Origin of the sequence: Shimia abyssi, from assembly GCF_003014475.1 — a bacterium.
GTDB lineage: Bacteria > Pseudomonadota > Alphaproteobacteria > Rhodobacterales > Rhodobacteraceae > Shimia > Shimia abyssi.
Window position 1 is genome coordinate 1 of record NZ_PYGJ01000028.1, and the last position, 25,446, is coordinate 25,446.

The 25,446-nt window shown below is 54.5% G+C and carries 25 protein-coding genes and 1 pseudogene; 17 read left to right on the forward strand and 9 right to left on the reverse strand.

The window, feature by feature from the left end; all coding sequences use genetic code 11:
- A partial coding sequence (locus CLV88_RS22025; protein ID WP_207797127.1) for a hypothetical protein occupies positions 1 to 500 on the forward strand: 500 nt, incomplete at its 5' end.
- Positions 501 to 654: 154 nt separating this feature from the next.
- On the opposite strand, the gene CLV88_RS22030 is transcribed toward CLV88_RS22025, so the two are convergent.
- The 4 genes and pseudogenes from CLV88_RS22030 to CLV88_RS22045 all read right to left on the reverse strand — a co-directional run bounded on the left by CLV88_RS22030 (position 655) and on the right by CLV88_RS22045 (position 4,946).
- Positions 655 to 2,058 carry a tyrosine-type recombinase/integrase gene (locus CLV88_RS22030; RefSeq protein WP_106610569.1) on the reverse strand — a complete coding sequence of 468 codons (1,404 nt, stop codon included), beginning with the start codon at positions 2,056 to 2,058 and terminating at the stop codon, positions 655 to 657.
- A 598-nt stretch (positions 2,059 to 2,656) separates the two neighbouring features.
- The gene (locus tag CLV88_RS22035; protein WP_106610570.1) at positions 2,657 to 2,977 is read right to left on the reverse strand and encodes a hypothetical protein; all 321 of its coding nucleotides are present in this window, start codon (positions 2,975 to 2,977) and stop codon (positions 2,657 to 2,659) included.
- Positions 2,978 to 3,246: 269 nt separating this feature from the next.
- A pseudogene (locus tag CLV88_RS22040) lies at positions 3,247 to 3,611 on the reverse strand (IS110 family transposase); the annotation flags it as partial.
- 66 nt (positions 3,612 to 3,677) lie between these two features.
- Positions 3,678 to 4,946 carry a tetratricopeptide repeat protein gene (locus tag CLV88_RS22045; protein ID WP_106610571.1) on the reverse strand — a complete coding sequence of 423 codons (1,269 nt, stop codon included), beginning with the start codon at positions 4,944 to 4,946 and terminating at the stop codon, positions 3,678 to 3,680.
- A gap of 274 nt (positions 4,947 to 5,220) precedes the next feature.
- Here CLV88_RS22045 and gntH (CLV88_RS22050) point away from each other — a divergent pair, with 274 nt between their 5' ends.
- From gntH (CLV88_RS22050) to CLV88_RS22105, 12 genes are all read left to right on the forward strand, one after another.
- Positions 5,221 to 6,492: a guanitoxin biosynthesis MBL fold metallo-hydrolase GntH gene (gene gntH, locus CLV88_RS22050; RefSeq protein WP_133170031.1), complete on the forward strand. Its 1,272-nt coding sequence runs from the start codon at positions 5,221 to 5,223 to the stop codon at positions 6,490 to 6,492.
- A 108-nt stretch (positions 6,493 to 6,600) separates the two neighbouring features.
- Positions 6,601 to 7,896: a guanitoxin biosynthesis MBL fold metallo-hydrolase GntH gene (gene gntH, locus CLV88_RS22055; protein ID WP_106610573.1), complete on the forward strand. Its 1,296-nt coding sequence runs from the start codon at positions 6,601 to 6,603 to the stop codon at positions 7,894 to 7,896.
- Between the two features lie 177 nt (positions 7,897 to 8,073).
- Positions 8,074 to 8,814, forward strand: a complete 741-nt coding sequence (locus tag CLV88_RS22060) for a hypothetical protein (protein WP_106610574.1) — start codon at positions 8,074 to 8,076, stop codon at positions 8,812 to 8,814.
- A 98-nt stretch (positions 8,815 to 8,912) separates the two neighbouring features.
- Positions 8,913 to 10,667, forward strand: a complete 1,755-nt coding sequence (locus CLV88_RS22065; RefSeq protein ID WP_133170032.1) for a hypothetical protein — start codon at positions 8,913 to 8,915, stop codon at positions 10,665 to 10,667.
- 4 nt (positions 10,668 to 10,671) lie between these two features.
- A complete protein-coding gene (locus CLV88_RS22070; RefSeq protein WP_106610576.1) occupies positions 10,672 to 11,979 on the forward strand; it encodes a HupE/UreJ family protein in 1,308 nt (435 codons plus the stop codon).
- A 452-nt stretch (positions 11,980 to 12,431) separates the two neighbouring features.
- On the forward strand, positions 12,432 to 12,773 hold the full coding sequence (locus tag CLV88_RS22075; RefSeq protein ID WP_106610577.1) for a hypothetical protein: 342 nt from the start codon (positions 12,432 to 12,434) through the stop codon (positions 12,771 to 12,773).
- Between the two features lie 97 nt (positions 12,774 to 12,870).
- Positions 12,871 to 13,302, forward strand: coding sequence for a c-type cytochrome (locus CLV88_RS22080; RefSeq protein WP_106610578.1), 432 nt, complete (start codon positions 12,871 to 12,873; stop codon positions 13,300 to 13,302).
- 10 nt (positions 13,303 to 13,312) lie between these two features.
- Positions 13,313 to 13,654: a copper resistance CopC family protein gene (locus CLV88_RS22085; protein WP_106610579.1), complete on the forward strand. Its 342-nt coding sequence runs from the start codon at positions 13,313 to 13,315 to the stop codon at positions 13,652 to 13,654.
- Between the two features lie 2 nt (positions 13,655 to 13,656).
- The gene (locus tag CLV88_RS22090; RefSeq protein ID WP_106610580.1) at positions 13,657 to 14,523 is read left to right on the forward strand and encodes a copper resistance D family protein; all 867 of its coding nucleotides are present in this window, start codon (positions 13,657 to 13,659) and stop codon (positions 14,521 to 14,523) included.
- A gap of 8 nt (positions 14,524 to 14,531) precedes the next feature.
- The gene (locus tag CLV88_RS22095) at positions 14,532 to 15,851 is read left to right on the forward strand and encodes a multicopper oxidase family protein (protein WP_106610581.1); all 1,320 of its coding nucleotides are present in this window, start codon (positions 14,532 to 14,534) and stop codon (positions 15,849 to 15,851) included.
- On the forward strand, positions 15,848 to 16,279 hold the full coding sequence (locus CLV88_RS22100; protein ID WP_106610582.1) for a c-type cytochrome: 432 nt from the start codon (positions 15,848 to 15,850) through the stop codon (positions 16,277 to 16,279). The genes CLV88_RS22095 and CLV88_RS22100 overlap by 4 nt, the downstream gene beginning before the upstream one ends.
- Before the next feature lie 101 nt (positions 16,280 to 16,380).
- Positions 16,381 to 16,836, forward strand: coding sequence for a YHS domain-containing (seleno)protein (locus tag CLV88_RS22105; protein WP_106610583.1), 456 nt, complete (start codon positions 16,381 to 16,383; stop codon positions 16,834 to 16,836).
- Positions 16,837 to 16,882: 46 nt separating this feature from the next.
- Here the strand turns inward: CLV88_RS22105 and CLV88_RS22110 are convergent, their stop codons facing one another.
- Positions 16,883 to 17,473 (reverse strand): Crp/Fnr family transcriptional regulator, encoded by a 591-nt coding sequence (locus CLV88_RS22110; RefSeq protein WP_106610584.1) that lies wholly within the window; start codon positions 17,471 to 17,473, stop codon positions 16,883 to 16,885.
- 75 nt (positions 17,474 to 17,548) lie between these two features.
- Between CLV88_RS22110 and CLV88_RS22115 the strand changes: the two genes are divergently transcribed.
- Positions 17,549 to 18,076, forward strand: coding sequence for a hypothetical protein (locus CLV88_RS22115; protein WP_106610585.1), 528 nt, complete (start codon positions 17,549 to 17,551; stop codon positions 18,074 to 18,076).
- 556 nt (positions 18,077 to 18,632) lie between these two features.
- Here the strand turns inward: CLV88_RS22115 and CLV88_RS22120 are convergent.
- The gene (locus CLV88_RS22120) at positions 18,633 to 19,448 is read right to left on the reverse strand and encodes a cation efflux transmembrane domain-containing protein (RefSeq protein ID WP_341477208.1); all 816 of its coding nucleotides are present in this window, start codon (positions 19,446 to 19,448) and stop codon (positions 18,633 to 18,635) included.
- 129 nt (positions 19,449 to 19,577) lie between these two features.
- Positions 19,578 to 20,297, reverse strand: coding sequence for a methyltransferase family protein (locus tag CLV88_RS22125; protein WP_106610587.1), 720 nt, complete (start codon positions 20,295 to 20,297; stop codon positions 19,578 to 19,580).
- Between the two features lie 321 nt (positions 20,298 to 20,618).
- On the opposite strand from CLV88_RS22125, the gene CLV88_RS22130 reads away from it, so the two are divergent.
- Entirely contained in the window at positions 20,619 to 21,029 is a 411-nt protein-coding gene (locus tag CLV88_RS22130; RefSeq protein WP_106610588.1) for an ester cyclase, read from the forward strand.
- Between the two features lie 162 nt (positions 21,030 to 21,191).
- Here the strand turns inward: CLV88_RS22130 and CLV88_RS22135 are convergent, their stop codons facing one another.
- Positions 21,192 to 22,076, reverse strand: a complete 885-nt coding sequence (locus CLV88_RS22135) for a DUF2779 domain-containing protein (RefSeq protein ID WP_106610589.1) — start codon at positions 22,074 to 22,076, stop codon at positions 21,192 to 21,194.
- Between the two features lie 42 nt (positions 22,077 to 22,118).
- Between CLV88_RS22135 and CLV88_RS22140 the strand changes: the two genes are divergently transcribed.
- Positions 22,119 to 23,245 (forward strand): IS3 family transposase gene (locus tag CLV88_RS22140; protein WP_106610590.1). Its coding sequence is split into 2 segments (ribosomal slippage): positions 22,119 to 22,383 and positions 22,383 to 23,245, totalling 1,128 coding nucleotides; the frame shifts between segments, so codons are not numbered across the junction.
- Positions 23,246 to 23,324: 79 nt separating this feature from the next.
- Here the strand turns inward: CLV88_RS22140 and CLV88_RS22145 are convergent.
- Positions 23,325 to 23,723 (reverse strand): hypothetical protein, encoded by a 399-nt coding sequence (locus tag CLV88_RS22145; RefSeq protein WP_106610591.1) that lies wholly within the window; start codon positions 23,721 to 23,723, stop codon positions 23,325 to 23,327.
- A 516-nt stretch (positions 23,724 to 24,239) separates the two neighbouring features.
- On the opposite strand from CLV88_RS22145, the gene CLV88_RS22155 reads away from it, so the two are divergent.
- Positions 24,240 to 24,782, forward strand: coding sequence for a beta family protein (locus CLV88_RS22155; RefSeq protein ID WP_106610593.1), 543 nt, complete (start codon positions 24,240 to 24,242; stop codon positions 24,780 to 24,782).
- Positions 24,783 to 25,446: the final 664 nt, after the last annotated feature.

Genomic DNA, 25,446 nt, shown 5'->3' on the forward strand with positions numbered 1-25,446 from the left:
AACCAACGAAAATCTGGCGCGAAGAGGTTACTATGAAGTCAGCCTTTGAAATCATCTCAAAAGGGTTTTCACGACACGTTTTTTCGAAATTGTCGAGCGATCCATACTTGGATGCTGTGGAGGCACTGAACAAGTATCACAAGCTGTCTTCATATCAAATGGTGTCCGAAATCGAGCCAGTATTTGGCCGTCTCAAAGGGTGGGCAATCTTCCGCGAGAGCGGATCTACACTGGCGACCGATTTGGCGGATTATCCCTCTTTGGATGACCGAAAGGTTTCTGAAGCTTTTGTGGGCGAGCTGTTGAACCTAAACGAACCAGCAGTGTTCGTCGTTTTCACCGGAGCCGATTTCACCCCAGAAGCACTACGGGCGACCTACAGCGAACGTTGTGTAGTCATTTGCCATCCGGACGGTATCAACATCGTCGATGTGACGGATCCAACAAATGCTCATTGCTTAACTCAAGCCTATCAGAGCTTGGTGCGTCATGCTGCTTGAAGGGATCATAGAAACGGCCGTGTTCGCCTTTCAAGGATCGCCTTAATCTCTTTCCAATTGAAGGCCCGAAAGCCAAGTCGAATATAGTTCTCAAAATCGACCGGGCCGACCGATTTGGGTCGGAGAGAATTCGGGAAGAATGGCGGCTCTACTTCTAGGAAACTTGTACGGCCCACCACTCGAGTGCTTCGCGCCGATGATCAAGCCGCTCACTCCGGTCATAGACCCCGTGAACGCCGGCTCGCGCGTGAGCAAGTATCAGTTCCCCAAGATCACGGTCGTATCCTGCCTCGGCCAAGGCTGTGCGCAGACCTCGCCTGAGATCATGTGGCGTGAACTCCCCCGAAATGGGTCTATAGTACTTGGTTCCAATGCCTGCGACAGCTTGCTTCCCATTCGTGGTGAAAACAAAATCTGACCCTTCCCTGCCCTTTTCTTCCAGCACTTGTCGCTGCCGCTCGAGGACATCGCTCATGGCAGCTGTAAGCGGTACGACATGGGCGCGCCCGGACTTCATCCGGAATGATGGGATGATCCACACATTCTGATCAAGTTCGTCCCATCTCGTTCCGGCAGCTTCGCCTACTCTCACGCCCGAGAGCGCCAAGAACTCGATGAGGTTGCCCCATGGTGCTGCAGCCTCACGTGACTTGGATACTATGGAGCGGACCTGCGAAATTGATGGCGTACGTTCTCTGGCGGCAACAGGTGCAGGCCGTCTGTAGCCTCCGAGCCATGAGCCGACTTTCCACTCGGTCTTGTCTTCTACGAACCGCAGGAACGACGAGAGGTAACTTGCGGTGTTTCGCGCAGAAGATGGTGAACCATCCCTGTCCATCTTCTTCAGGGCAGGCACGATGTCGTCTCGGGAGATCATCCCGATCTTTGTCGCGTGCAGCCTGTCATCCACAAGATGCAAGATCGCGCTGCGCTGAGCCTTGCCGGTGCGCTTGCCTTCACGTTCCGTCCAAGTGACATACTGGTCCAGCGCCTCTCGCAACGTCGGTGTGCCCGCGACAGCGGCCTTACGTTCTCGACGTGCAACACCGGGATCCTCACCCCGAGCAGCGCCGACAGCCGCGTCACAGGCTGCCTGCGCCGAGGCTGTAAGCGTCGTCGCAGGATAGCGGCCCAAAGCCATGTCTGTCTTACGGCGCGTCAGCCCTGTTTCGCGATCCTTGATCTGAAGCCTGATGTAGAAAGACTTGCTGCCGGTCTTTGACACCATGACGAAGAAACCGGCAGGAGGATTGGGAACCTGTCTAGACTTGGTGATGTAATACTTGCCCGGTTCTACCAACTTATCGATCTGCGCCGGTGTGCCCGCAACCGTTTTGCCTCGGATGCTCTTTGCCGTTTCCTCGGCAGGCACCTTGGCCAACGCTTGAGACAACTCCTGTATCCTAGCACTGTGGGCTGCAATTACGTCTGTCACGTTTGCGGGGGCCTCGACAGCAACGGTTGCCATCTCACGCGAGACCCTCTCAATCTCTTTCTGAACCTCATTGCGGCCAAGACCCGAGACGGGTTGCTGAAGCGGAACAACACGAGGACTCATGATTTTCTACCTGCTTTCTACCTAAACTGTGTCAAAGTCGCGAAACGTCGGGAAAGGTTGCGAATACACCAACGCACTGTTTTACTTACATTTAGCAAGGTATATAGCGGTTACGAAAGAGAAAGAATAGGATTGACTGCTTGACTGTTAATCAATTGGTCGTAGGTTCGATCCCTACCGCCGGAGCCAAAATCTCTCTTAGATAACAAGAGAGTAACAAGCCGCCCCTAGGGGCGGCTTTTGGCTTTCTGCAACATCTCTGCAACATCGCAAAGTGTGCTTTCGCCAATACGGGGCCTCGTCGCACCGATCTTCGTGATCTTCAGGCACCCCAAATTTCTCAAAGACTGGTATTCGCACTTTTTGACACGCGGCGAATGGCAGAAATCCCCAATCCCGGCATTCGAGCGAACCGCAGGGAACGACGGTGGGGAGCCCATACCGGAAGTGGTCTAGCTAAAATGCTCGCAGGTGCATCGCGACTAACGACAAAGCCGTTAGTCGCGATGCAGAGAGAAAAGCGGCCGTTCGTTCACAGCGCGGCGACCATTCCGGGCATTGGCCTATAAGTGTCTTCGTACAGCGACCGAGCAGCTTGCTAATTGGCGAAATCCAGCACTTGTCCTGCCTCACGTAACTCTTGGATTGTACGGCCAGCACAATCTCCCTGTTTCATAGTCTCCGCAGGCTCAACGACCCCGTCTGAATTGACTTTAGCTACACCACCGTTCAGGCCTGAGTACTGCGCCGATCCATCAGGCTCTATCCTTGAAAGATAGACCACGAAAGTCTGTTCCGACACCGAACACATCAGAGCTGCAGGGAGGCCACCGGCACCTTTGGCATATGCGCCTTCTGCCACGCAAAATGGAGCGGCTACTAGGCCGAACACTAGCGTTGAAAGTCTGGGGATTGGCATTGTCTGATCTCCAAATTAATGTTGTCTTTCGCAGCATCGCCAGTTGACGGGGAAAGTCGAGTCTCGATTCTTTTCTGAGATGCTTTACGCAGGGTGCTGTCTGACTTATTTGCCCAATCTCAGTTTGCAGCCCGATGGGTGAACCTAACTTTGCCATATGGCGCATGACGGTTACAGGGCCCAGAACGAAGGCTCGTAGCCCAAAGCGTTCGTATTGATATTGGTTCCTTCGCTCAGACCGAAAATGCTATCTCTGGGTTACTGTCCGTCCGCACCGTGATGCCCTGTTCGATCAAAAACGCCCGGATATGATTAATCGTTGCCGAACAACGGGGCAACAGCCTTGATCGCAACCGATGCAACCCAATTTATCCTGGCTCTTCTCTGTAACGATCTTCAAGTTCAGGCGAAGGGCTGCCCCCGCGATAGCTTTCGCATCGTTAAAGTCGTTCTTTTGACCTTTTATTAATGGCCTGACATAGATCGCCGGGATGATCCGCGTATCAAACCCCAAGCAGCGCAGTGTTCGGCTCACAAAGTGCGCGCTATTGTATGCTTCCTCCCCGACAACACATCTCGGCAAAGCTTCAAAGGTACCGCCCATGATAGGAAGTTTGATCTTCCGACACAGCAAATCGAATCTTTGCAGCAATCGGTCTTCGTTCCAACCCATGAAAGTCCATAAATGGTAACTGGTGCTTCACAGGTCCTCCGGAGCGAGCCCCGACTTTTCGAGGGCTGAAAACAGCAACTCTCTGTCATCCGGAATTTTGATCAGGCCTTCAAGAAAGTGACCTGTCGAAAAGCCAGATTTGTTCTTACGTACCATTTCCGCGAAAGCACGTGCGTGGCCTTCGTTCCCGGCCATTTCGTGTGCTGCCGCCAAATAGGCGTACATGTGCGGGCCCATTGGCCCCCCAATGTCTCGGTTGCGTTCAATTGTTGCCGCCGATTCCGCAAACTCTCGATTGTGAAACTGGGCAATGGCCAGATAATTAAGATAGGGTCGCCGCACGTTTCCTTTTGCAAGCTGTATTGCTTCTTTGAGGGGTGCCATCGCGTCTGCAGATCGGCCCGTGACCGCAAGCGTCAATCCAAGGTTGCCCAACTGTTCGGCACTGTTCGGGCTGAGTTCGACGGCTTGTTGGGCGGCGATAACAGCCCCTTCCAAGTCCCCCAATAGGTGCATCGCCCGCGAAAGACTTTGATAACCCCAGCCAAATTCCGGGTCGATTTCGATGGCTTGTTGAGCCAACTCCACGGCGCGTCGCGCATCGGCGTCAGGGGCTTTGCTGTGACCAAACTGGACGTATTGCCAAAGCTGAAACGACTCCGCTGCATAGCCTCCGCCAAAACTCGGGTCCAGAGCCTGCGCCGCGCGGGCAAGTTCCATTGCGGCGAGCACACGGGCTTCTATCGTAGGAGGCCGACCCACTGTCCGCGCTTCCCAAAATAGTGCATAAGCTTCGGTGCTCTCCGTAAAACGGGGATGCATCTCCCGTTCCTGCGCGCGAAAATCAAACAGGAGCGCTGCAATCAAAAATCCGACAATTGCCGCTGCAGATCCGATTGCAGCAATCTGCCAGGAACGCAGTTTATGAAATTTCTGCGGCCCGATCGTCTCCGGAGGCGCGTGGGCCTCGGGTTCGGGATCATGCTCAGACCGGCGCGTGATGAGCGGCACATACGCGCCCTTGGGAATTTCAATCACTATTGGATCGGTTGCACCAATATCAGAGTAAAATTCACTCAGGCGGGTGCGCAAACGACCAGCTTCAACCCGGACAATCGGGTCAGACAATGGCTCAAAATCCTCGCCTCGTTGGTAGACGGAATGAGCAATTGTTACAGCCTTGATACGATCTTTTCGCCCCTGCAGGTGCTCGGTTACAACAAACTTCAAGAAGTCCGATAGCTTGGGCGAGTTCGAGAACTGTGGCGAACCCACAATCCGGTCGACTTGTTCCATTACCTCTGTTGCGGATGGGCGATCTGCACTGTTTCTGTCAGGAATTTCTCGAAGTGAATTCAAGCGAACTGTTCTCCGAACGAGAAGTGATTGTGAGGTGCACAACTTTTGGCGGATTACTGCACCGCTTCAATGAATTCATATGCAAACGCCCCAGTAGTTGAGCTCAGCTTACCGTAAGTAACGAGCCTTTGGAAGGGGGATCACGTACCTTGAGATCAAGCGTCACGCGACTCTGGTGAAGCGCGATAAAAACGATGAAAAGGAACACTTTATGAGATCTCGGAAATCCAACCCTGTGCACTCTGCACAATCCGCACCCTGGAAAAGATTTCCGATCCGTTTTGGATTAATTGCAGCCCTTTCACTGGGTGCGATTGGCGTACCGGTATCTGCTCAGGAACAGGAGCCTATGATTTCGCCGACAGAAGCCCGCGACCGCGCCTTCTATTCCCCAAACAGCGAGACGCTTGATCCGGACGAAATACGCATCATCGCCTGCGGCACGGGAATGCCAACCCCACGACCGGCGCAGGCCGCAGCCTGTTTTCTTATGGAACTGGGCAACGGCGACAAGTTTATCTTTGATATTGGTGATGGCAGCGTAGAGCGGCTGTTTGCATTGCAGATCCCGACCGCGTTTTTGGACAAGGTGTTCATCGGGCATTTGCACGGTGATCACTTTGGCGACATAGGCTCACTGTTTGTGGCTGGCGGTATCGCCGGACGGTTCACACCACTGCGGATTTGGGGGCCCAGCGGGTCGACACCGGAGCTTGGAACAGCGGCAGCCATTGACGCGATGGAAAAAATGTTTGCCTGGGACCTCGCCGGTCGCCTGGGTCAGACCGACGTACGCGGCTTCACCACCGAAGTGACCGAGTTTGACTACAGGCTGGAGCAGGTCGTGTTCGAGGAAAACGGCGTTGTCATTCGGTCCTTTCCGGCCATTCACGCGATTGACGGTTCGGTCAGCTATTCGCTGGAATGGAACGGGCTGAAGATTGTCTTCGGCAGCGATACCTTTCCCAACAAGTGGTATATCGAAAATGCCAAGGGTGCCGATCTGGCGATTCACGAAAGCTTCATCACCGTTCCGGACATGATGAGGTTGTACAGGTCAACGCCAGAGGCCGCTTTGCAGGTCGGAACACAGATCCACACAGCTCCCGAGGCCTTTGGGAAGGTCATGAGCATGGTCAAACCACGCCATGCAGTCGCTTATCATTTCTGGAAGGACCATGATACGACCGGACCAGCGCTCGAGGCTATCCGTACGACCTATGATGGGCCGCTCAGCCTGGCAGAGGATTACATGGTCTGGAATGTGACCAAGGATGAAATCCGCGTACGCATGACGATCATCGATCATCATACGGGTAATCCACCTTTGGCTTACGAGGCAGAGCCAGTGAATGCGGAACAGCGGGTCGGATATTCGCCCGAAATCGTAGCTGGGAAGCTAGATATGAGAGATGTTCTGGAGCCGATCTACGAACAAGCAAGTGAAGCTTTGGGTCGGGAATTCGCGTATCCGGACGAGTGAAACGACGATTAAGAAAACCGGTGACGACGATGTTGTCACCGGGTATCGTTTAGAGGCGAACGCAAAAATCGTCCAGCGCAATGCGGATCATCAACGAAAGAGATTGTTATGACACCTAGTAAAACAAAAGGTACTTTATGGCATAGCCTGTTGATCTCAGCGGCGCTTGCAGTGACGCTTGGAGAGCCTGACACGGCGGTGGCACAGGAAGGGATGACAGTTTCACCGACCATGGTGCGTGATCGCCCCCGAGACGTCTATTATCCAAATACCGAGGATTTACGCGAAGATGAAATGCGGGTGATCGCCTGCGGTACTGGCATGCCAACCACCCGCGCCTCACAGGCCGCCGCCTGTTTCCTCGTTGAACTCGGCAACGGCGACAAGTTCATCTTCGACGCCGGAGCGGGTTCGGCAGAACGGATCTCGTCGCTGCAAATCCCTTATGATTTCATCGACAAAGTATTCATCTCGCACTTGCATGCTGACCACTTTGGCGCCTTGGCGGAACTTTGGATCGGTGGTGGTCTAATGGGTCGGCAGAAGCCGCTGCGCGTCTGGGGGCCGAGCGGGCCGACGGAAGACCTAGGCACCGCCGCCGCGATGAACGCGCTCAAGCTTGTCTACCGCTGGGATCTTGCTGGTCGCGTCGGCATTGTGGATTTTCGGGGATATGGTCTGGAGGTCAACGAGTTCGACTACAAGGGTGAAAACGCAGTGGTCTACGAGGACAATGGCGTGACCATCCGGTCGTGGCCTGCGATCCATTCTCTGGACGGTCCGGTCAGCTTCAGCTTGGAATGGAACGATTTGAAGTTCGTATTCGGAGGCGACACATTTCCGAACACCTGGTTCAATGAATACGCCAAGGACGCCGATCTGGCGATCCACGAGGCATTCGTCGCCGTCCCGACCATGGTCTCGAAGATGGGGTTCACGCCAGAACAAGCCTTGCTGGTCGGCACTCAAGTCCACACGGCGCCGGAGGCCTTTGGTAAGATCATGAGCGAGATCCAGCCGCGCATGGCTGTCGCCTATCATTTCTTCAAGGACTTTGACACGACCCCTGCGATAAACGACCGGATCCGAACCACCTATGACGGGCCATTGAGCCTGGCTGAGGATTTCATGGTCTGGAACATCACGGAAGAGGACATCCGCGTGCGCATGGCCGTCGTGGATGAGGACACTTGGTCGCCGGCTCTGGCGGGCAAGGCTGAACCTCCTGGCGGCGATGCCGACCGCGAGACGTTCAGTGAGAACAGCGGCGTCCCAGTCGATGCGCTGAACTACTCTGAGTTCATCATCAGCAAGAAATGGGACGGTGTCGATGAGGTGCTGCGCGGTGTCTACAATGAGGCAAGCGAAGCGCTCGGCCGAGAGTTTGTCTATCCTGGGGACTAAGGCAGCTCACAAAACCTTTCCTGTAATAGCAGAAATTCCGGACGATCAGCGAAGGATTGTCCGGGCCTTCTGGTGCTCTGGGACTTTGAGCACCAGAGCGCCAGCAGGTCCGCTCGGACGGACAGTACGAATTCCGAATAATCCGTCTTGAAAAATCAACAAAAAAGAACCGCTACGATGCTTGGTCAAAAAATGTCTGCCGTTCCGTTTACATGTGCGATGCTCATGCTGGGCGGAGCCGCAGGTGCCGAAAACGCCTCCAACCCTTTGGCGGCCGTCAACAGCACCGATTTGCGGGTGCAGCCGACAACGTCTGATACCCACGATAAGGTGGATGTGTGGATCGACGGCGCGTATATGATCACACCCAAGCTCAAGTTCAAATACGAGTTGCACTACAATTCCACGGATATCACCGGGACAGACCAGAGCGGGTTCGAAAAACTGAATCTGAAACCTCTTTATTTTCCTACAGAGGGCAAGCTGGGCGGCGAATGGATGTACAAAACGACCGTCGGAGTTGAATTGATCCTCGATCTCGGAGAGGCGTCCAAAGGTACGAGCGCAGGTGCCGATCAAATTGCGCCACTTTTTGGTGCCGCTTTTACCAATTCAGCGACGCGCCTGACATTGATCCCGCTGTTTCAGCATTTTGTATCTTACAACGGATCAACGGATATTTCCCAGTCATCGGCCCGTCTGATTGCTATCAAACCATTTGGAGATGCGAACTGGCTCAAGCTTGATGCAAAGATCCCCTATGACTGGGAAAACAATCTTTGGCCTGCCACTGCCGAAATTCAGGTGGGACGAAATCTCAGCAAGAAAATTGCTTTGTACGGGGATGTTTTGATCGGGATTGGTGCTGACCGACCCTATGACTATGGGTTGGGTGTGGGATTGCGGTTCAATTATTGATGCAGTCCGTTCTTTGGAAAAGTACCTTTGGCAAGAAGTATGAGAGTTTGTCGAATATGACGTTTAGAAGAATGCGAATGTGGCTGCCTGGATGGTTTATGGCCGTCACGCTCGTGATGTCACCTCAGATCCTCTTGGCTGATTTCGTGCCTCTCAACGGTGCAGCAGTTACCTCGAATATTGCGGAGATCCGGGTGTCTGATGATGGCGTGCAGGTCAATCTTGAAGTCTTTGTACGCGACATTCCGGTGTTTGAGGCGTTGGTTCCTGAGAGATGGTACAAGGACGAAACATCGACCCTTCCCGCATTGGCAGAGAGGATAAAGGACTTTGCACAAAATGGTCTCAGTATCCGGGGCACTGATGGCGTTCCGCTGAACGTGATCGCGAACCTTGTCGAGCCGCGGACAAGGATTGATCGTGCCTCTCCGCTTGCGGGCCAGCGCGACCCGGTATCTGGACAAGTTGTTCCTGCCCCACCGAATGACAAGCGTGTGCTTTACGCAGAGCTTTTTTATTCGTTCGGGGACGCCCGGCCCGAACAAATAACGATAACACCACCGATGGATGAAAACGGACGTTTGCGTGCCTCAATCGGTATGATCGTGTATGACCGTGACGTCCCGGTGATTGATTTTCGCTATTTGTCGGATCAAGAAACGCTGAACATCGACTGGAGCGATCCCTGGTATACCAGCTTTGAAAACTCGACACTGAAGCGTCATTATCGCTTTCCTATCCAGACATTTTTGTACGCGACACCCTACGAAATCCGTCACGAAGCGCTGGTCAGGGTGCGCGATGCTGCCGAAATAATTGGTGCGCCGATTGCCGGTCGGACCCTGACAGCGGCCGAACGCAAAGAGATCGAAACACGTCTGCCGTCGGTATTGAATGAACGCTCGCCAATGACGGTTGAAGGTGAAAAAGTCGTTCCATTCTTTGATCGCCTCAGTTTTATGCGCATCGGACAAAGAGGCCTGAATTTCCTTGGTGACGATGTCGAAATCCTGACAGATGCGGACTTTGTCGGTCTGATCTATAGCCACCCCGCAAACGGCTACGCGCAGGAAGCAACCGTGGAATGGACCGCGTTCCCCAACCGTGTCACCAATGTTCCGGGCAGTGCCACGGACGCAGCCGGTCCGTTCCTGACTGAACTCACTCCACAAGATACCGTGTTAACTTGGATCAACCACTTCAAAACCTACGAGCCCGCCGTCATTGCGCCTGTCGCCTTTGGAAAAGAACGCACAGTTGACGTGCCTCTCCTCACGATCGTTCTGATCACATTCACCATTGGTGCAGCAGCTATTCTAAGCCGGAGACGGAGCGTTCCCGTCGCCCAGAGGATTGGCGTTGTGGGCATTCTGGTTGTGGTCACGGGCGTCTCAACGCAATTTGGCTGGATCACGGTTCTTAACCCTGTCGCAGGAGTGCCGGATGACCCTGCAGCCACGCGTATAACCGGTCACTTGATCGAGAACTTTCACAAAGGGTTGCAGGCAAAGATACCCCAACGGCTGGATGATGCTTTGAATGTCAGCATCTCGGAAGAGTCCTTTCAAGACGTGAAACAAGAACTCACGCGCGCGCTGCTTGTGGAGATGCAAGGCGGGGGCGTTGGAACTATCGATGGAATCCGGGATCTTGTTGTCACAAATACCGCGGCGGCATCTGGCGGAAACGGGTTCATGGCAACGGTGAACTGGAGCGCAACGGCCTCCGGAAATCACTGGGGACATCCACACCAGAAGAATATTCGCTTTAGCGCGTTGATGGATGTCGCCCCGATTGACGGTTCGTGGAAGCTGACTGGTATGACTGTAACAACTGCCCAGCCGGAGACTTGAAGAGATGCCAATAAAGTTCGCTGGTTTTGGCTGTCGCCCCCTCAAACTGTCCACTATTGTCTCTGTCGCGATGCTGTGCGTCCTGTTGCTGGCAGCAGGCCAGACGGCCGCGCATTTTCTGTTGAACCTGAATACGCGGATCATTCATGTCGAACATCTAAGCAATGGCTTGCGCGTCTACCTGCGCCTTCCAATGCCCTATCTTGTCGCCAATCTGGTCGGCCCTGATCAGCCCGAAGGGTTACCGGAACCCGCGCCCTATACGAACAACATCCGAGAGGATGGGAATGTCGTCTATTACCTTGATGTAGAGGCGTTGCATTCTGATCCTGGCAGGCTCGGCGATTTGGTGGCGGACGGTCATCAGTTTGTAAGCAGCGGTGTTGATTTGCAGGCGCGGGTTGAAACCGTAAGGGTGTACCCCGGATCCCGCCAACCGCCATTTTCGACTTTGGATGAAGCCCGCGCTTCGTTTAAGGGCGCGCTTTACCCGCCGGACTTTCCGGTAACCTACGTGGGCGACACGGTTGTCGATACGGTCCTTCTGTTCACCGACCAAGGGGCCACGACATCCTATACGGTGTCCAGTTCGCTCAATCCTAGTCTACCCGGGCAGGAGAATACGGCAAACCTAATTCTTGATTACTACCCCGGGAGCGTCGAGGTCTTTCGGGCACGCGGGCTGCTGGACAATCCGATTTCGATCTCGCGCTCGCCATGGTCAGCCGCCGTGACTTTCGTCAAGGAAGGCGTGCTCCACATTCTGGAGGGCCTTGACCACGTCTTGTTTGTCATCTGCCTGGCATTGGGGGCCGCGGGTTTCAAAAGCCTTATTTCGCGTGCCACGGGTTTCACGATTGGCCACAGTTTGACACTGACTCTCGGCTTCTTCGGCCTTGTTCCGTCCGGTGCTTGGTTTATTCCGACGATCGAGTTGGGTATCGCCCTATCGATCATTTTCGCGGCCCTGGTTGCGGTGAAACCTGCAAGGGAGTCCCAACCACCGGAAACGACTATGTTTGCCGTCACAACCGGAATAGGCATTCTGCACGGCTTGGGGTTTTCATTTGTGCTGCACAAAATTTTGCAAGTTGATTCCCCCAACATCTGGCAAAGCCTTTTGTCGTTCAATATCGGTGTCGAGATTGGCCAAGTCTTGATTGTCCTAGCCTGCTGGCCGCTGTTTCGCTTGATGTCACGACTGGGCGACCGCAGTTGGCAAGTGGCGCGCTGGGGGATTGCCGCGCCTTGCATTGCGGTAGCCGGATTCTGGACAGTCCAGCGCACACTGCTCGTGATGCAAAGCATTTGAGCGAACTGTCACGGACTAGACCCGGCCAGTGTTTGATCATGACAGGTACTGAGCAGAACCTGACTGCGGCAAACCAAGCCCGCTCATTAACCCAAGAACTGGGCGACATCCTTAGATAACAAGAGAGTAACAAGCCGCCCCTAGGGGCGGCTTTTGGTTTTCTGCAACATCTCTGCAACATGGCAATATGTGCTTTCACCAATACAGGGCCTCGTCGCGTCAAACCGCTAGGCGACAGCGGCCCCGGTTATTCAAGGGCCAGAACCTGCGCGTTTGATACGCAGCGAATGGCAAGGAACCTCGAGACCTGCCATTTGTACGAAGTGCAGAGAACGGCTGGAGAGAGCCCATTTTACCAAATGCTGCGCAATGCACGAATGTCGGCTCACGTTGCAGTAGGACTGGACTTGAGATAGCTTCGCTGTGTGAAATGCTCTCGAAACATAACATCAATGGTGCTCATTGCACTTCTGGTCCTAATGACGGGACTGGGCGGTGCAGCGCACGTGTTGTCGAGCGATTGTGCTAACGGGCACTGCGTTGACCACACGACCACGGTTGTGGCGGATCATCACGCTGATCACGTATCAGGGGAAGCAACACATAACGGTCATCACGGATCGCACGACATGGTGCATGATGATTGCAATCCGTTCCTGTGCAATGCTCTCGCACTCACATCGGTGTCTTCCGAAGCAATTTTTGACCAGTCTGAGACCGCTTTGGCTTGGCAGGTTTCAAGCCTCGCGGCGCTAGAAGAACCGGACAACCCGGATAGACCACCTAACCTCTGAAACAGATTTCCGACGCCGTTCACGGTTGTGAACGCGTTCCAATGTGCCGCGATGCGTTTGCGGCAAACCCCCTGTTTCACATGTTCAGGATCACCACATGAACACAAAATTTCTCCTGGTCGGCACATGCGCCGTGGCAGCCGCTGCTGCTTATATCTTTCTACGCCCCGCACCCGCCAATGATGTTGCGAATTCAGCACCGCCTGAAGGCAGCGCAATGGTCGCAATCCAGATGCCTCCAATCGAAGGAAATGCCGCAATCGGGCAGCGCATATTCGAAAACGCTTGCGTTGCATGTCACGGCACCAATGCTGTTGGCGTTGAGGGCGCAGGGCCGCCGCTGATCCATGTTATCTATGAACCCAGCCACCATGCTGACGAATCCTTTCAGCGCGCGGTTGCGGTGGGCGTCAGAAGTCATCACTGGCGGTTTGGCGACATGCCGCCGGTTGAGGGTCTGACCCGTGGCGATGTCGCGATGATCATCGCCTATATTCGCGAAATTCAGCGCGCCAACGGAATTAACTGAGGAACACGTAATGAAAAGACTTGCTACACTTGCATTGATCTCGACGCTTGCCACCAGTGCGTTTGCGCATTCCCGCGTGGACACCACGACGCCTGAGAACGGCGCGGTGATTGCTGACGTACCCGCTGAAATTAGCTTCAATTTCGCTGCCGATATCCGTCTGACGCGGGTGGACATGACCCATCAGGATCATCCCTCGGTCAGGCTTGATCTTGGAGACGAAACCAGCTTTGACCGGGTATTCACGCTGCCGCTTCAAGGCATGGGTGAAGGCATCTATGGCATTGAATGGCGGGGCTTGGGTGTGGACGGACACGCCATGCAGGGCGAGTTCACGTTCACGGTGGACTGAGCATGCCAGACATCTGGGGAATAGCCGCGATCTATGCGAAGCTGATACTCTATGTCGGCCTTGCGGGATCAGTCGGGCTTGTGATCATTCGAGCCGTCTTTGCCGATCTAGTGTCGCCTATCAGCGATAGGATGCGAGTCCAGGCTGTTCTTTTGGCAGGGTTGGCGCTTGCTGCGTCTGTCCTTGGATTCATGCTGCGTGGTGCCGCCCTGACGGGTGGGGCCGATGGTATGACCGATCCTGAAATACTGGGTCTATTGTGGCAGACACCGGTTGGCGATGTTCTGGTTTATCGGATGGCTGGTGCAGTGCTGATCATCATTGGAGTTTTCATACCCCTTTCTGGCCAATGGATCGTGCTTGCCGGGGGACTGATCACCCTGTGGACATTTGCTCAAATCGGGCATGTCCCCGAGTTGGAGACAACCGGTGTCCGTGTGCTCTTGCTTCTGCACCTTCTGGGCATTGCGTTCTGGATCGGCGTTCTTGGCCCGCTTCGCGCCTTGTCGCGACGGCCAGAGCACATCGCCAGCGCAGCAACCTTGGGGCATCGCTTTGGGCAAGCTGCTTCGGTGATTGTTCCCGGATTGATCCTGGCGGGGCTGCTGATGGCTTGGCTACTGCTGGGCGACCTGCGGGCGCTGGTGGCAACTGGCTACGGGCAAACCCTTCTGATCAAGCTGGTGCTTGTCGGCGCAATCCTGTCGCTGGCAGCCGCAAACAAACTCCGCTTCGTTCCCGCCATGCAAGCGGGGGACGACAAAGCCGCACACCATCTGGCGCGCTCCATCGAAATTGAAACTGCGGTAATACTGTTGGTGCTTGCGGCCACCGCAACGCTCACCAGCGTTCTGACCCTACCGAATTGAGGTATTCCATGAACAGGCGAGACTTCCTGATCACAACAAGCGCGGCAACTTTGTTCCCGCGCATCGCGCTTGCATCAGCACCGGTTGAGTTGGTTGCACAGCTGGTCAATGCCCAAATCCTACCCGAAGGCGAACCGGCGACCCCGATGCTCGGCTTCAACGGCAGCACACCCGGCCCAGTGCTTCGCGCCCGTCAGGGCGAGGTCTTTGACATCCGTTTCCTGAATCAGATTGGCGAAGGCTCGGCGGTGCATTGGCACGGCCTGCGTATCGACAACGCGATGGATGGCGTGCCAGGGATGACCCAAGATGTTGTCAACGCGGGTGGTGAATTCGAATACCGCTTTCGTGCGCCAGATGCGGGAACATTCTGGTATCACTCGCACAACCGATCATGGGAACAAGTTGCCAAGGGCCTTTATGGTCCGCTGATCATTGAGGAACCGACGCCACCCGATGTGGATCACGATCTTATCGTCATGATTGATGATTGGCGCATGACCGAAAATGGCACGCTCGCAGACGGCTTCGAGAACATGCACGATCAGGCGCATCAAGGGCGGCTTGGCAACTTTGCCCGCGCGCATGTTGAGCCGGTCAGGCAAGTCCGTCGCGGTGACCGTGTGCGCCTGCGGCTGATCAACGTTGCGACAGATCGGATATTCCCGGTAGAGCTTGAAGGCGTTGAAGGCAAAGTCGTTGCCTTGGACGGTATGCCGCTTGAAAGTCTACAGGAATTGTCTGGCCTTATCCTCGCCCCGGCCCAACGCGCGGATATCATAGCTGATGTTACCTCAGCCACCTCAGCGAGCTTTGCCTTCCCGACGCGAGACGGCCTGTACCTGTTGGGCGAAATCCCGGTTGAAGGGTCAAACATCACGCGGCAACCATCGGAGATTTCCACGCTGACACAAAACGAGGTTGCGTCGCCTGACATGGACAACGCCATTTCCCTAACCCTCACCATGGAAGGCGGAGCCATGAGCCGCCGTATGATGCAAGGCATGATGGATTGGAATATTTGGGCGTTTAATGGCCAATCCGGTCTAACAGATACCCCGCTTCACCGCTTTGAACGCGGGCAAACCGCGCGCATCCGCCTGGTCAACGACACCCGTTTCCCACATGGCATCCACCTGCACGGGCACCATTTCTTTGAGCTCGGGCTCGACGGCAGCCAGGGTGCTTTCCGGGACACCACACTTGTGGACGCGGGCAAAAGCCGCGACATCGTTTGCGTGTTCGACAACCCCGGCAGATGGCTGCTGCACTGTCACATGCTGGGCCATCAGGCGGCGGGGATGAAGACTTGGGTGGAGGTTGTATGAAACGCGTTCTGACCCTCGCTGCGTGGAGTGTCGCGACCGGTGCAATCGCCGGTCACGAACTGGATGACCGCGATTTTACCAATGGTCAGTCCCTGTACGCCGAACACTGCGCGTCATGTCATGGGGCCAATCTCGAAGGGCAACCTGACTGGCGCACGCCCGACGAAAACGGCGTCTTGCCTGCGCCACCGCATGATGAAACCGGACACACGTGGCATCACGACAACCAGCTTCTCTTCGAATACACCCGACTTGGCGGTGAAGAAGCACTGGCGGCGCGTGGCGTCACGGGCTTTGCAAGCGGCATGCCGGGGTTTGTTGAAGTGCTCACCGACGACGAGATTTGGGATATTCTGGCTTACATCCGGTCAAATTGGTCGGAACGTGTTCAGGAAATCCAAGCAGGTCGCAATCCACCGCATGAGTGATCTTGCTTGCCGGGTTCACGACGAAATTACATTCCGTCTAGCGTGACTCCACACCGCCCTATTTTTGTTTATTTTCGTTATCAACGCGAGGAGATCTTCCCATGCTGACACGCCGGACTGCCCTCGGCCTCTTGGCCGCAGCACCCGCGACGCTTACCTTCTTTCCAGGCACGGCCATTGCCCAAAAACCCGAAGTTTTTCAAAACCCAGTTGCGATAAATGCAGTTGATCCGATTGGATATTTTGAACAAAGCCGCCCGTTAGCAGGATCAGCAGATCACAAAGTTGAATGGAATGGTGCCGAATGGAATTTTTCAAGCGAGCGCAATGCCTCCATGTTTGCATCTGATCCAGAAACCTATGCTCCGGTGTTTGGTGGATATTGCGCATTTGCAGCGTCACGCGGTTATCTCGCGCCAACCATTCCTGAGGCATGGACGATCTACGAAGGTAAATTATACCTCAATGCGAGCCTCCGAGCGCAAGATCTTTGGCGACAAGATATACCGGGCAATATTGCCGCTGGATTGAAAAGCTGGCCAGGTATTCTCGGGTAGTCAAACGCTGGAATTCCGCGCCTGACCAGACGGGATTTGCCCTTCGCTAAATCTGATCATCAGCATTTCGGCGCAAAAGCGAGTATTTGCCACGTCCGGTTTTTGTCAGAATACCTTGAGTGTTTAAGTCGCTCAGAGCGCGATAGCAGACTTCCTTGGTCAGGCCGATCTGGCTAGCGAATTGGGTGATTGAACCGGTCAGTTTGCCCAACGCCACCGCTAGCAAAACCCGTTCATTCGCAGATTTCACGGCATGCAACGCCAATAGTTGGCGGTAGTCCTGTACCTGCATTGCTAATCTTTTTGTGATCCCTTCGGAAAACTCTGCATCCTCGCGTAGACGCTCCAGAACGGCTTGTTTCGAAACCCGAACAACTTTGGACGGTGCAGAACAAACGGCATCGCAGTGGTAGCGGCCCGAATAGATTGATGCCTCGGCAAACATGTCGCCGGCATGCGCGTTGTGGATCGTGACGGCATTTCCAGATTCCGTCACACGGGTAAGGCAGACGTTGCCCGACTTGACGAAGTAAACACCGATTGTCGGATCACCCTGCCGGAATACATGGTCGCCTTTGGCGCAACGCAGATGTGACAGATTGTTTAGGTCCAATGCATCGAACGGAGATGGCAGCATGTGATTTCAATCATATTCTGTTTCGCATCTGGGGTGTAGCAAACCACCAATCGCAACTGCAAGAATGGACATTTTATGATCAGATCAACCCTTTGCGCCATGATCGTGCTTTCGGCCCTCCCTGCCGCCGCGCAGCATGCCCATCATGGCTCCGGAGGACCCAAGGAAACGGGCCAATCCGCATTCGCCGCAATTACTGAAATCGTCCAAATACTGTCAAGCGACCCCGACACGGATTGGGCCAAGGTCAACATTCAGGCATTGCGCGATCACCTTGTGGATATGGAATTGGTCACGACAGAGGCAAACGTGCGGACGCAAAGTGAAGGCCGGACCGTCGAATTCAACGTTACCGGCGCAGGCGATGTAGCTGATGTCATTAAACGCATGGTACTGGCGCATTTACCCATGCTGGAAATGGCAACCGGTTGGGCAGTGACCGCCGAACCGTCCGCGAACGGAGCGATCATGGTTATCGAAGCCGATACCGATCAGGAGCTTGCCCGCGTCCTCGGCCTCGGGTTCTTTGGGATCATGACAATCGGTGCACATCATCAGGCACATCACCTGCAAATGGCTACTGGCATAGACCCGCATCACTGATACCTTAACGAAAAGCCGTCGTTCGAACCTGTGCCGCGAATTGGTGCTTTGTCCCGCTCTGTCGCCATTCGAGCATCGTGCGGCGAAGGTCTGGATCCGGCAAAGCGGAACCGACTGCATAGTCGCGACGGCGTCGATGCGGGCATACTTAGCCGGATGCGAATGAAGAACTTGAGAAATTGACCCAAGAACTGAACGACATCGACGAAATCAATACCATTAGGGATTGGCTGATCTCCGTCACCGCTACCCGTCCTTAAGTCAAATAGATCTGTCCTATGGCGATGCGCAACCTGAGCAATCCCCCTGGAATCCGCAAAGCGTTCGCCCAAAGCCTATGAACTTCAGGTAGTTACAGCTGCGAGACAATATGATTGATTATCAATTGGTCATTCTTGCTCGCACCGACTGCCACCCAGAAATCATGATCACATGCTGCACAAAATCATCCATCGCGATAGTCCGCTCGACCTGGCAACGCGGTCATCTGACAAAATCTTTCAGATAACGGCTTTTGAGCTCGGAGCTGACATTCGATGTTGTGTCTTGATAAGATTCAACTCCGAACTTCGGAGATGTCGCGGCGCGCATCGCGAACAATGACCCAAGAAGACTGGAGGAAGAGTGCCGCGATCGCGAAGGCGACTATCAGGTCGGGCCACGATGTGCCGGTCAGCGCAACCAGAACCGCCGCAACCACGACAGCCGCGTTGCCGATTGCATCATTCCGCGAGAACAGCCAAACAGCCCGCACATTCGCGTCACCGGCACGGTGCGGGATTAGAACAAGCGCGGCTCCGACGTTTACCGCGAGGGCAACCAGGGCGAGCATGCCCATGAGTTCGGCTACGACGGGCTGTTGCGCGAATACACGCCAAATGGTGTTACCGAGGACGCCGAACCCGAGTGCGCCGAGAAACAAACCCTGGATGAGCGCAGAGCGCGCACGCCAGAGAAGGCTCCACCCGATTGCCAGCACACCGAGGAGTGTGATCAGGCCATCGCCGACGAAGTCGAGAGCGTCCGCCTTTAAAGCCTGGGAACCCGCAAGAAATCCACCGATCATTTCGATTGCCCCGTAACCCACGTTTAGAAATATGACGATCCAAAGCGCCCTCCGATATCTGGCGGTCAAATGAGGCTTAACCTCGTCCGATTTCTCTGAAGACTCTGATGACTCTGGCCGCAGTCGATCGAGATGGTAGCCGACATCCGAGACAGCGAGCTCCACAGCGGCAAGGCGCTCATCACTAGGCACGACATCCAGTGTCAAGATTTGCGATGCAGTTGATATCCTTGGACTGTTGACGCCAGCCGAGCGTACGGCCTTTTCGATTTTCGCGGCACACGAAGCGCAGTCCATGCCTGTCACTCGATACTGAACGGATTGGGACAAGGTGCTGGCTCCAGATAGTTCAAAGCAATGATAGCCGGGTGGAGAACGAGTGCAATTCTACCGCTCAGTAGTTCAAATGTCTTGCGAAGCCGTCCTACATCACAATCAAAATACTCCTGGTATCAGCCGGTTCGGCACACGACCCGCGTAGTCCTGATAACCTGGCAGTTCTTCCTGCAATGTCCGGTCTTCGAGTACAGTTCTCAAGACAGCGATTGCCAAAGCCGCCACCACGGGAAGCAGTGTCCATACCGACCCCAGAGCGAGAACGATACCGAACAGTGCAAAAATGTTTCCTGCATAACCGGGATGACGAACGTAGCGGTACGGGCCGCTGTCACACACGACATGCCCTTGGTCGGTCCGGACAACCACGACACTGTAGAAAAAGCGGTTCTCTGCCACTGCCCAGGCAGCGAAGGCATAACCGAGCGCAATCGAGATGAAGCCGACTACATCGAGCCATAGCGGAAATTCGGGTGACCAATCGTATCGGTGGTCCAGCCCCGCCACGATGACCATGGGGTAACTGATGCTTACCGCCATCAGTGGGGCAAGTACTTTATCCCAAGCTTTTGCATTCTGGATGTTCTCAATGTTCTGCCGGTCGGTCGTTAATCCGGGATGTCGCAGTTCCGCCCACACGCGTCCCCCTATTCCGAAGACGACGATAAAAAGGGAGTAGAGCCACGCTTGCCACCAACCGAGCTCGCCGCCGCATATCAACAAGAGCAGTGGGATCAGGAGATACACCAGAACCAATTTGCTCCACTGGCGAGGGGATTCTTTTTGTGTCAGTCCTTCTGTGATACCTTTTATTGACATGTCGGTCCCCTAAGTGTTCAGCCTCGAAGCTAAACGTGGTCGACATCGGCATCAATCGAACAGTGCGGGCGTTGTACCCGACAGCGAAGGTTCGCGAACGACCGCTCAGCGCACCAGTGCTGACATCTGACAAAAAGACTCAGATGTCGCCTCAGAGCCCAAAGCGGTCTTTGCAATATCCAGATTGGAACCGTTCCCATCGGCACGTTAGCAATGTGTAGCCTGTAGTTTTTAGGCATACGACCGACTTTCGTGTACACTCGCCACACTGCTCTGTCGAAAAGCTGAATGAAGCAATCAACTTCCTTGGGGGGAGAAACTATGTCAATCGAAACGACCGCACGAGAATTTTTTGAGGCTTGCGAGACTGGTAAGGGTTGGGAAGGGTGCAAAGGCTATTGCCATGAAGGCGCTACATTCTCTGCTCAGGCCGATGCGTTAGCTGACGTACCTACACTGGAGGGTTATGCGGAGTGGATGAAGGGTCTGCTGACACCCGTCCCAGATGGTCATTACGAGCTGAAGTCATTCTCGACTGATGCAGATCGTGGCGTCGTAACTGCATTTGCCGTGTTTCACGGAACCCACTCGGTAGACGGGCCAGTGCCAGCGACCGGAAATAAGGTTGCGGCAGATTACGTCTATGCGATGGAGTTTGACGGCGACAAAATTAAGCACATGACCAAGATTTGGAATGACGTTCACTCGTTAAAGCAACTCGGCTGGGCATAACCGCTGTAGGGTGATTTGTGCGCTAGCGGCCTGAACTGGCGGTGGCCGCTTTGTCCCGCACAGCAGTCATTAGCTCGATTTCGGCGAACGTCTGGTGTTGGTAAAACCTGCCGATGAAGTCTTGACCTGTTTATAGGTCCAGAGCCTGAAACGCAGCGCCGCTCACATCCCCATCAACGCCCTATGAATTGCCGCCATCGCCCAGATATCACGAGTGCAATAATCCACTAAATCCGCATAAACCTTGTCACGCTCCGAAGCCTCTGTATTGGTCAGCGTAACTTCCTTCCAAAGCCGGGATGCACTTTCCCCTTCCTGAATATCAAGGTCGTCGTACGCAAGCTCCGGGACCAGAACTGGTAGAACCTTCTTGATCGAAGCACTGCCCATGAACGCCGGATCGGTGATGGTTTCGTCCGAAAACGGCTTCATGAGGTCGATCACACGCTCGTTCAAATCGCTTAGAAAGGCCGCATATTCCGGAAAAGATGCTGCCATCTCAGTATTGCGGCTCTTCTCGAAGGGCTCGTACCACACCAACACCGATCCCACGTCGCCGACATCCGCTCGAAGTCTTTCGAGAAGCGCTGGCATCGGATTGCTATCATCGCGGTGCAAATATTCTCGATGTTCGATATCACCGCCGAGTTCATATTGAATATGCAGGGAATACTGGAACGGTACTTGCTGATACGGACGTGTGCCATCCCAAGGGGGAAGCAGGCTTTGTGATGTCTCGTAGTCGAAGTAATAAACCGGATAAACAATCTCGCTTAAGAAGCGATCTAATGCATCCTTGTCAACGGCGCGGCCACCTCGGGCCCGCGCACTCAAATAACGCCGGGTCGATTTGCCCAAGACAGAAGGATCATCAACAGCATCGATCGAAGTGATCCCTGCCTCGATCAAAGCTGAGGCTTGTTTCGCGTTGATGAACGGAAGACGATGGATGCTGTCTGGCGCTAAAGTTGGATCAAGCTTCTCGCGGATTTCAAGCCATTCGTCGTAGGATTTCAGGCGTGCACGTTCTGGGTGATCCTCCCCCACTGAAGTGGTCCGCCCCTATAGTTAGGAAACGGAGGATCAAAGATGGGAATCAAACGACACAAGCCGGAAGAGATTGTCACAAAGTTACGGCAGGTTGAGGTACTTTGCGGCCAAGGGATGCCTCGGATTGATGCGATCAGGCAAGTTCAGATAACTGAGCAGACATTTTATCGCTGGCGTAAGCAGTATGGCGGCATGGGAACCGACCAACTGAAAGAACTGAAGCGTCTTCAGAAGGAGAATGATCGGCTGCGTCGAGCTGTGTCGGACCTGACATTGGACAAGTTGATCCTGTCTGAGGCTGCACGGGGAAACTACTGAGCCCGTCACGTCGCCGGGCTTGCATTGATCACATTCGCAACGAGATGCGGGTGTCTGAGCGGCGGGTTTGCCGTGTTCTGGGTCAGCACCGATCCACGCAGAGGCGGTTGCCAGTTGGACGTACTGACGAAGACCGGCTGGTTGCCGATATGATCGAACTGACGCGCCAATATGGTCGATACGGGTATCGCCGGGTTGCCGCCATGCTGCGTGATGCTGGGTGGATTGTGAACGACAAGCGTGTCGAGCGCCTGTGGCGACGTGAGGGGCTCAAAGTGCCAATGAAACAGCCGAAGAAAGGACGGCTCTGGCTGAACGATGGCTCCTGTGTTCGGCTGCGGCCCGAGTATCGTGATCATGTTTGGTCGTATGACTTCGTGCATCATCGGACCGATGATGGAAAGGCGTTCAGAGCGCTCAATATCTTGGACGAGCACAGCCGGGAATGCTTGGCGATCCGGGTGAAACGGAAGCTGAACTCAACCGAGGTTATCGACGCATTGACAGACCTGTTCATCCTGCGCGGCGTGCCAGCCTACATCAGGTCAGACAACGGCCCGGAGTTCATTGCTCAGGCCGTCCGAGATTGGGTCGCAGCTGTCGGAGCAAAGACTGCCTACATTGAGCCAGGATCTCCTTGGGAGAATGGATATTGCGAAAGCTTCAATGCACGCTTCAGAGACGAGTTGTTGAACGGGGAGATCTTCTACAGCCTAAGGGAAGCGCAAATCTTGATTGAACAATGGAGAAAACACTACAACACCAAACGACCACATAGTGCACTGGGCTACCGCCCACCGGCCCCGGAAACCATCGTTCCGATGGAACCCAGGCTACTCATGCACTAACATTCAAACTGGACCACTTAGGTGGGGCTGATCAGTTTCACAAAGCTTTGCACAGAACTCCTGATCCTTTGCCCGGAACCTACCAACCCAAGGAGGCGCATTTGGCCAAAAGTCCCAACCCCACCTCGAACGCCGCAAGACAGGTTTCTTCAGGTGCAGGCGTGTCCCTGCCCTCGTCTTGAACCGTCTCATACCTGCTTTTTTCTGTTTTCTCCTGCGCACTAATGTCCCCTGCGAAGCCCCAGAGCTTGCAGGTCGACTGACGACGATCAACGAGCTCTGCTTCAACGCGGAGACCGATGTGCGCCCGGAAATCATGGCATCCATTTATGAGAACTATTCTCGGTTTGAGATCGAAGGGTTCGATCACCTGAGGGCACTGACCGGGCCGCGCACCAGGCGGGCTGCCGAAGCTGCATTGGAAATCGAGGCAACAGCCGGGGCCGCTCTCAGGGATGCCATCTTCCAGTGCGATCATTCACCCGCCCTCTCTCCTATATTCGCCCAGCTATGCAAAAGCATGTGCGCCCATTTTTTATCCTGCCACCATTGACCTAAAAAGACACGGAACTCGGACGTGTATTGACCCACGACGAGATCGTATATGTATATCGGCAAACGCTGGCCGTGCTTTCCCCTCTACATGAACGCCCAATACGTGATGCGGTAGCCAAGCGGCGAAGGACTCAATCGCCTGTTTCAAGTCGCACGGGCGAGAAACCCAAACCTCATCACCGTTATTCCGGCGTCCCATCTGGTCAATTGCCGTTTGAACGGTTTATTGCTCGCCTCTCGCCCCCGTACTGCAACCCATCTGCGTGCCCAAGACTTGGAAGCCGACGTTCTGCGAGACAGGTTGCAGGCACTTGGTCTTTCCGCTTCCGATTGCAAAATCTTCGTCGGTTTCGCAGGGCTCGAACTGGACCCAAAGATCGCTACCGAAGTTGTCGGTGGGACGTTCAATGAACTTCCCAAGATTGCGAATTAGGGGTGCATTGTATTCCAAGGGTCGAACTTCCCGGCGACCAACCCGGCTGTGGCTGGAAAAACGCAGCTGGTTCCTCGCCACGAATGGACTGTCGTCAACGCTGCGGTTCGGGATTGCTACATTCCTGCGGAGCGGCTTGGATTCAGCGACTTTGGCGCAGATTGCGGCCAAATCAACCTCCTGACAAAGAAGGTTCAAGGAATTCCCATCCAGCACGTTCGCTATACGACCAAAACAAATACTGTTGCCATTCGAGGCAAGGTTGGAGGAAAGCAATCTGAGGTGATGAAAGCAGTACTGAAAGAGCTTGTTGCACGGCCTGACTTCGCGGGCAAAATGTTCTCGTATGCGGATCGCAGGATGTGGGACGTGGCCAATGGACATGCCACACCCGGCAGCGCGATCATGTGGCGCGAGTGGAACATGGCGCACCATATCATTCGGATGTTCACGACCTGGCTGCCATGTCTGCCCTTTCGTTTGAGGAAGAGGCGGAGCATGAGGAACCTGAACAAATCGACATTTTTAGGTCCAGCCAAGTGGATTTAACCGGAGGAACACGCCGCCGCCCAATTGGCGTTCAAAGTGGCATTACAAGTGCATTTTATCCGGGCAGTTTCGTGTCGTTCACACACACTTGTGCAATTGAAACACCGCTTAAAATCTCTTAATATTGGCGCTTTAACGCGTGTTCGACGCAGGAGAATTCGCGCTGTATAGTTACCCAAAACGTACTGTTGAGGGGGGGCAGGCAAATGCCTCTACTGCACGACAAAGTGGCGCAACGACGAACCAAGCGTGGACCGATGCGCTGCAAGGCGTGGCAAACGACCGTATTCGCGCTGTTCTTTAGTATCTCGACCTTGGGTCAGATCAAATGCCGATCTGGTCGACGGTGGTTTTGCTCCTTTCGACGACGAAACGGACAATTGGTTTTCGACGGCAGCCAAAAATTCGAATATTGCAGATGGCGCGACGACCGCACATCACGCTTACCAATTTGGCATTCTGCGACGTGGAAGGGCTTTATTGCACAAACCGGGTGAGTGAGACACGGTTTGAATCCAAAGTGCTAGCTTAACGGCCTGAACAGTTGCACAGCCACGACGTACAGGACAAAGAACTGACCGCTGTATGACGGCGTTGAAGCAACGCGGGTCACTGATGATTTGGTCTGATCCAGAGATGATCTGGATACCGCTACCGAGCGACA

Coding starts and splice junctions, on each gene's coding strand:
- CLV88_RS22030 (WP_106610569.1), bottom strand. CDS start 2,058: ATGAGTCCTCGTGTTGTTCCGCTTCAGCAACCCGTCTCGGGTCTTGGC.
- CLV88_RS22035 (WP_106610570.1), bottom strand. CDS start 2,977: ATGCCAATCCCCAGACTTTCAACGCTAGTGTTCGGCCTAGTAGCCGCT.
- CLV88_RS22045 (WP_106610571.1), bottom strand. CDS start 4,946: ATGGAACAAGTCGACCGGATTGTGGGTTCGCCACAGTTCTCGAACTCG.
- gntH (WP_133170031.1), top strand. CDS start 5,221: ATGAGATCTCGGAAATCCAACCCTGTGCACTCTGCACAATCCGCACCC.
- gntH (WP_106610573.1), top strand. CDS start 6,601: ATGACACCTAGTAAAACAAAAGGTACTTTATGGCATAGCCTGTTGATC.
- CLV88_RS22060 (WP_106610574.1), top strand. CDS start 8,074: ATGCTTGGTCAAAAAATGTCTGCCGTTCCGTTTACATGTGCGATGCTC.
- CLV88_RS22065 (WP_133170032.1), top strand. CDS start 8,913: ATGGCCGTCACGCTCGTGATGTCACCTCAGATCCTCTTGGCTGATTTC.
- CLV88_RS22070 (WP_106610576.1), top strand. CDS start 10,672: ATGCCAATAAAGTTCGCTGGTTTTGGCTGTCGCCCCCTCAAACTGTCC.
- CLV88_RS22075 (WP_106610577.1), top strand. CDS start 12,432: ATGGTGCTCATTGCACTTCTGGTCCTAATGACGGGACTGGGCGGTGCA.
- CLV88_RS22080 (WP_106610578.1), top strand. CDS start 12,871: ATGAACACAAAATTTCTCCTGGTCGGCACATGCGCCGTGGCAGCCGCT.
- CLV88_RS22085 (WP_106610579.1), top strand. CDS start 13,313: ATGAAAAGACTTGCTACACTTGCATTGATCTCGACGCTTGCCACCAGT.
- CLV88_RS22090 (WP_106610580.1), top strand. CDS start 13,657: ATGCCAGACATCTGGGGAATAGCCGCGATCTATGCGAAGCTGATACTC.
- CLV88_RS22095 (WP_106610581.1), top strand. CDS start 14,532: ATGAACAGGCGAGACTTCCTGATCACAACAAGCGCGGCAACTTTGTTC.
- CLV88_RS22100 (WP_106610582.1), top strand. CDS start 15,848: ATGAAACGCGTTCTGACCCTCGCTGCGTGGAGTGTCGCGACCGGTGCA.
- CLV88_RS22105 (WP_106610583.1), top strand. CDS start 16,381: ATGCTGACACGCCGGACTGCCCTCGGCCTCTTGGCCGCAGCACCCGCG.
- CLV88_RS22110 (WP_106610584.1), bottom strand. CDS start 17,473: ATGCTGCCATCTCCGTTCGATGCATTGGACCTAAACAATCTGTCACAT.
- CLV88_RS22115 (WP_106610585.1), top strand. CDS start 17,549: ATGATCAGATCAACCCTTTGCGCCATGATCGTGCTTTCGGCCCTCCCT.
- CLV88_RS22125 (WP_106610587.1), bottom strand. CDS start 20,297: ATGTCAATAAAAGGTATCACAGAAGGACTGACACAAAAAGAATCCCCT.
- CLV88_RS22130 (WP_106610588.1), top strand. CDS start 20,619: ATGTCAATCGAAACGACCGCACGAGAATTTTTTGAGGCTTGCGAGACT.
- CLV88_RS22145 (WP_106610591.1), bottom strand. CDS start 23,723: ATGATCGCACTGGAAGATGGCATCCCTGAGAGCGGCCCCGGCTGTTGC.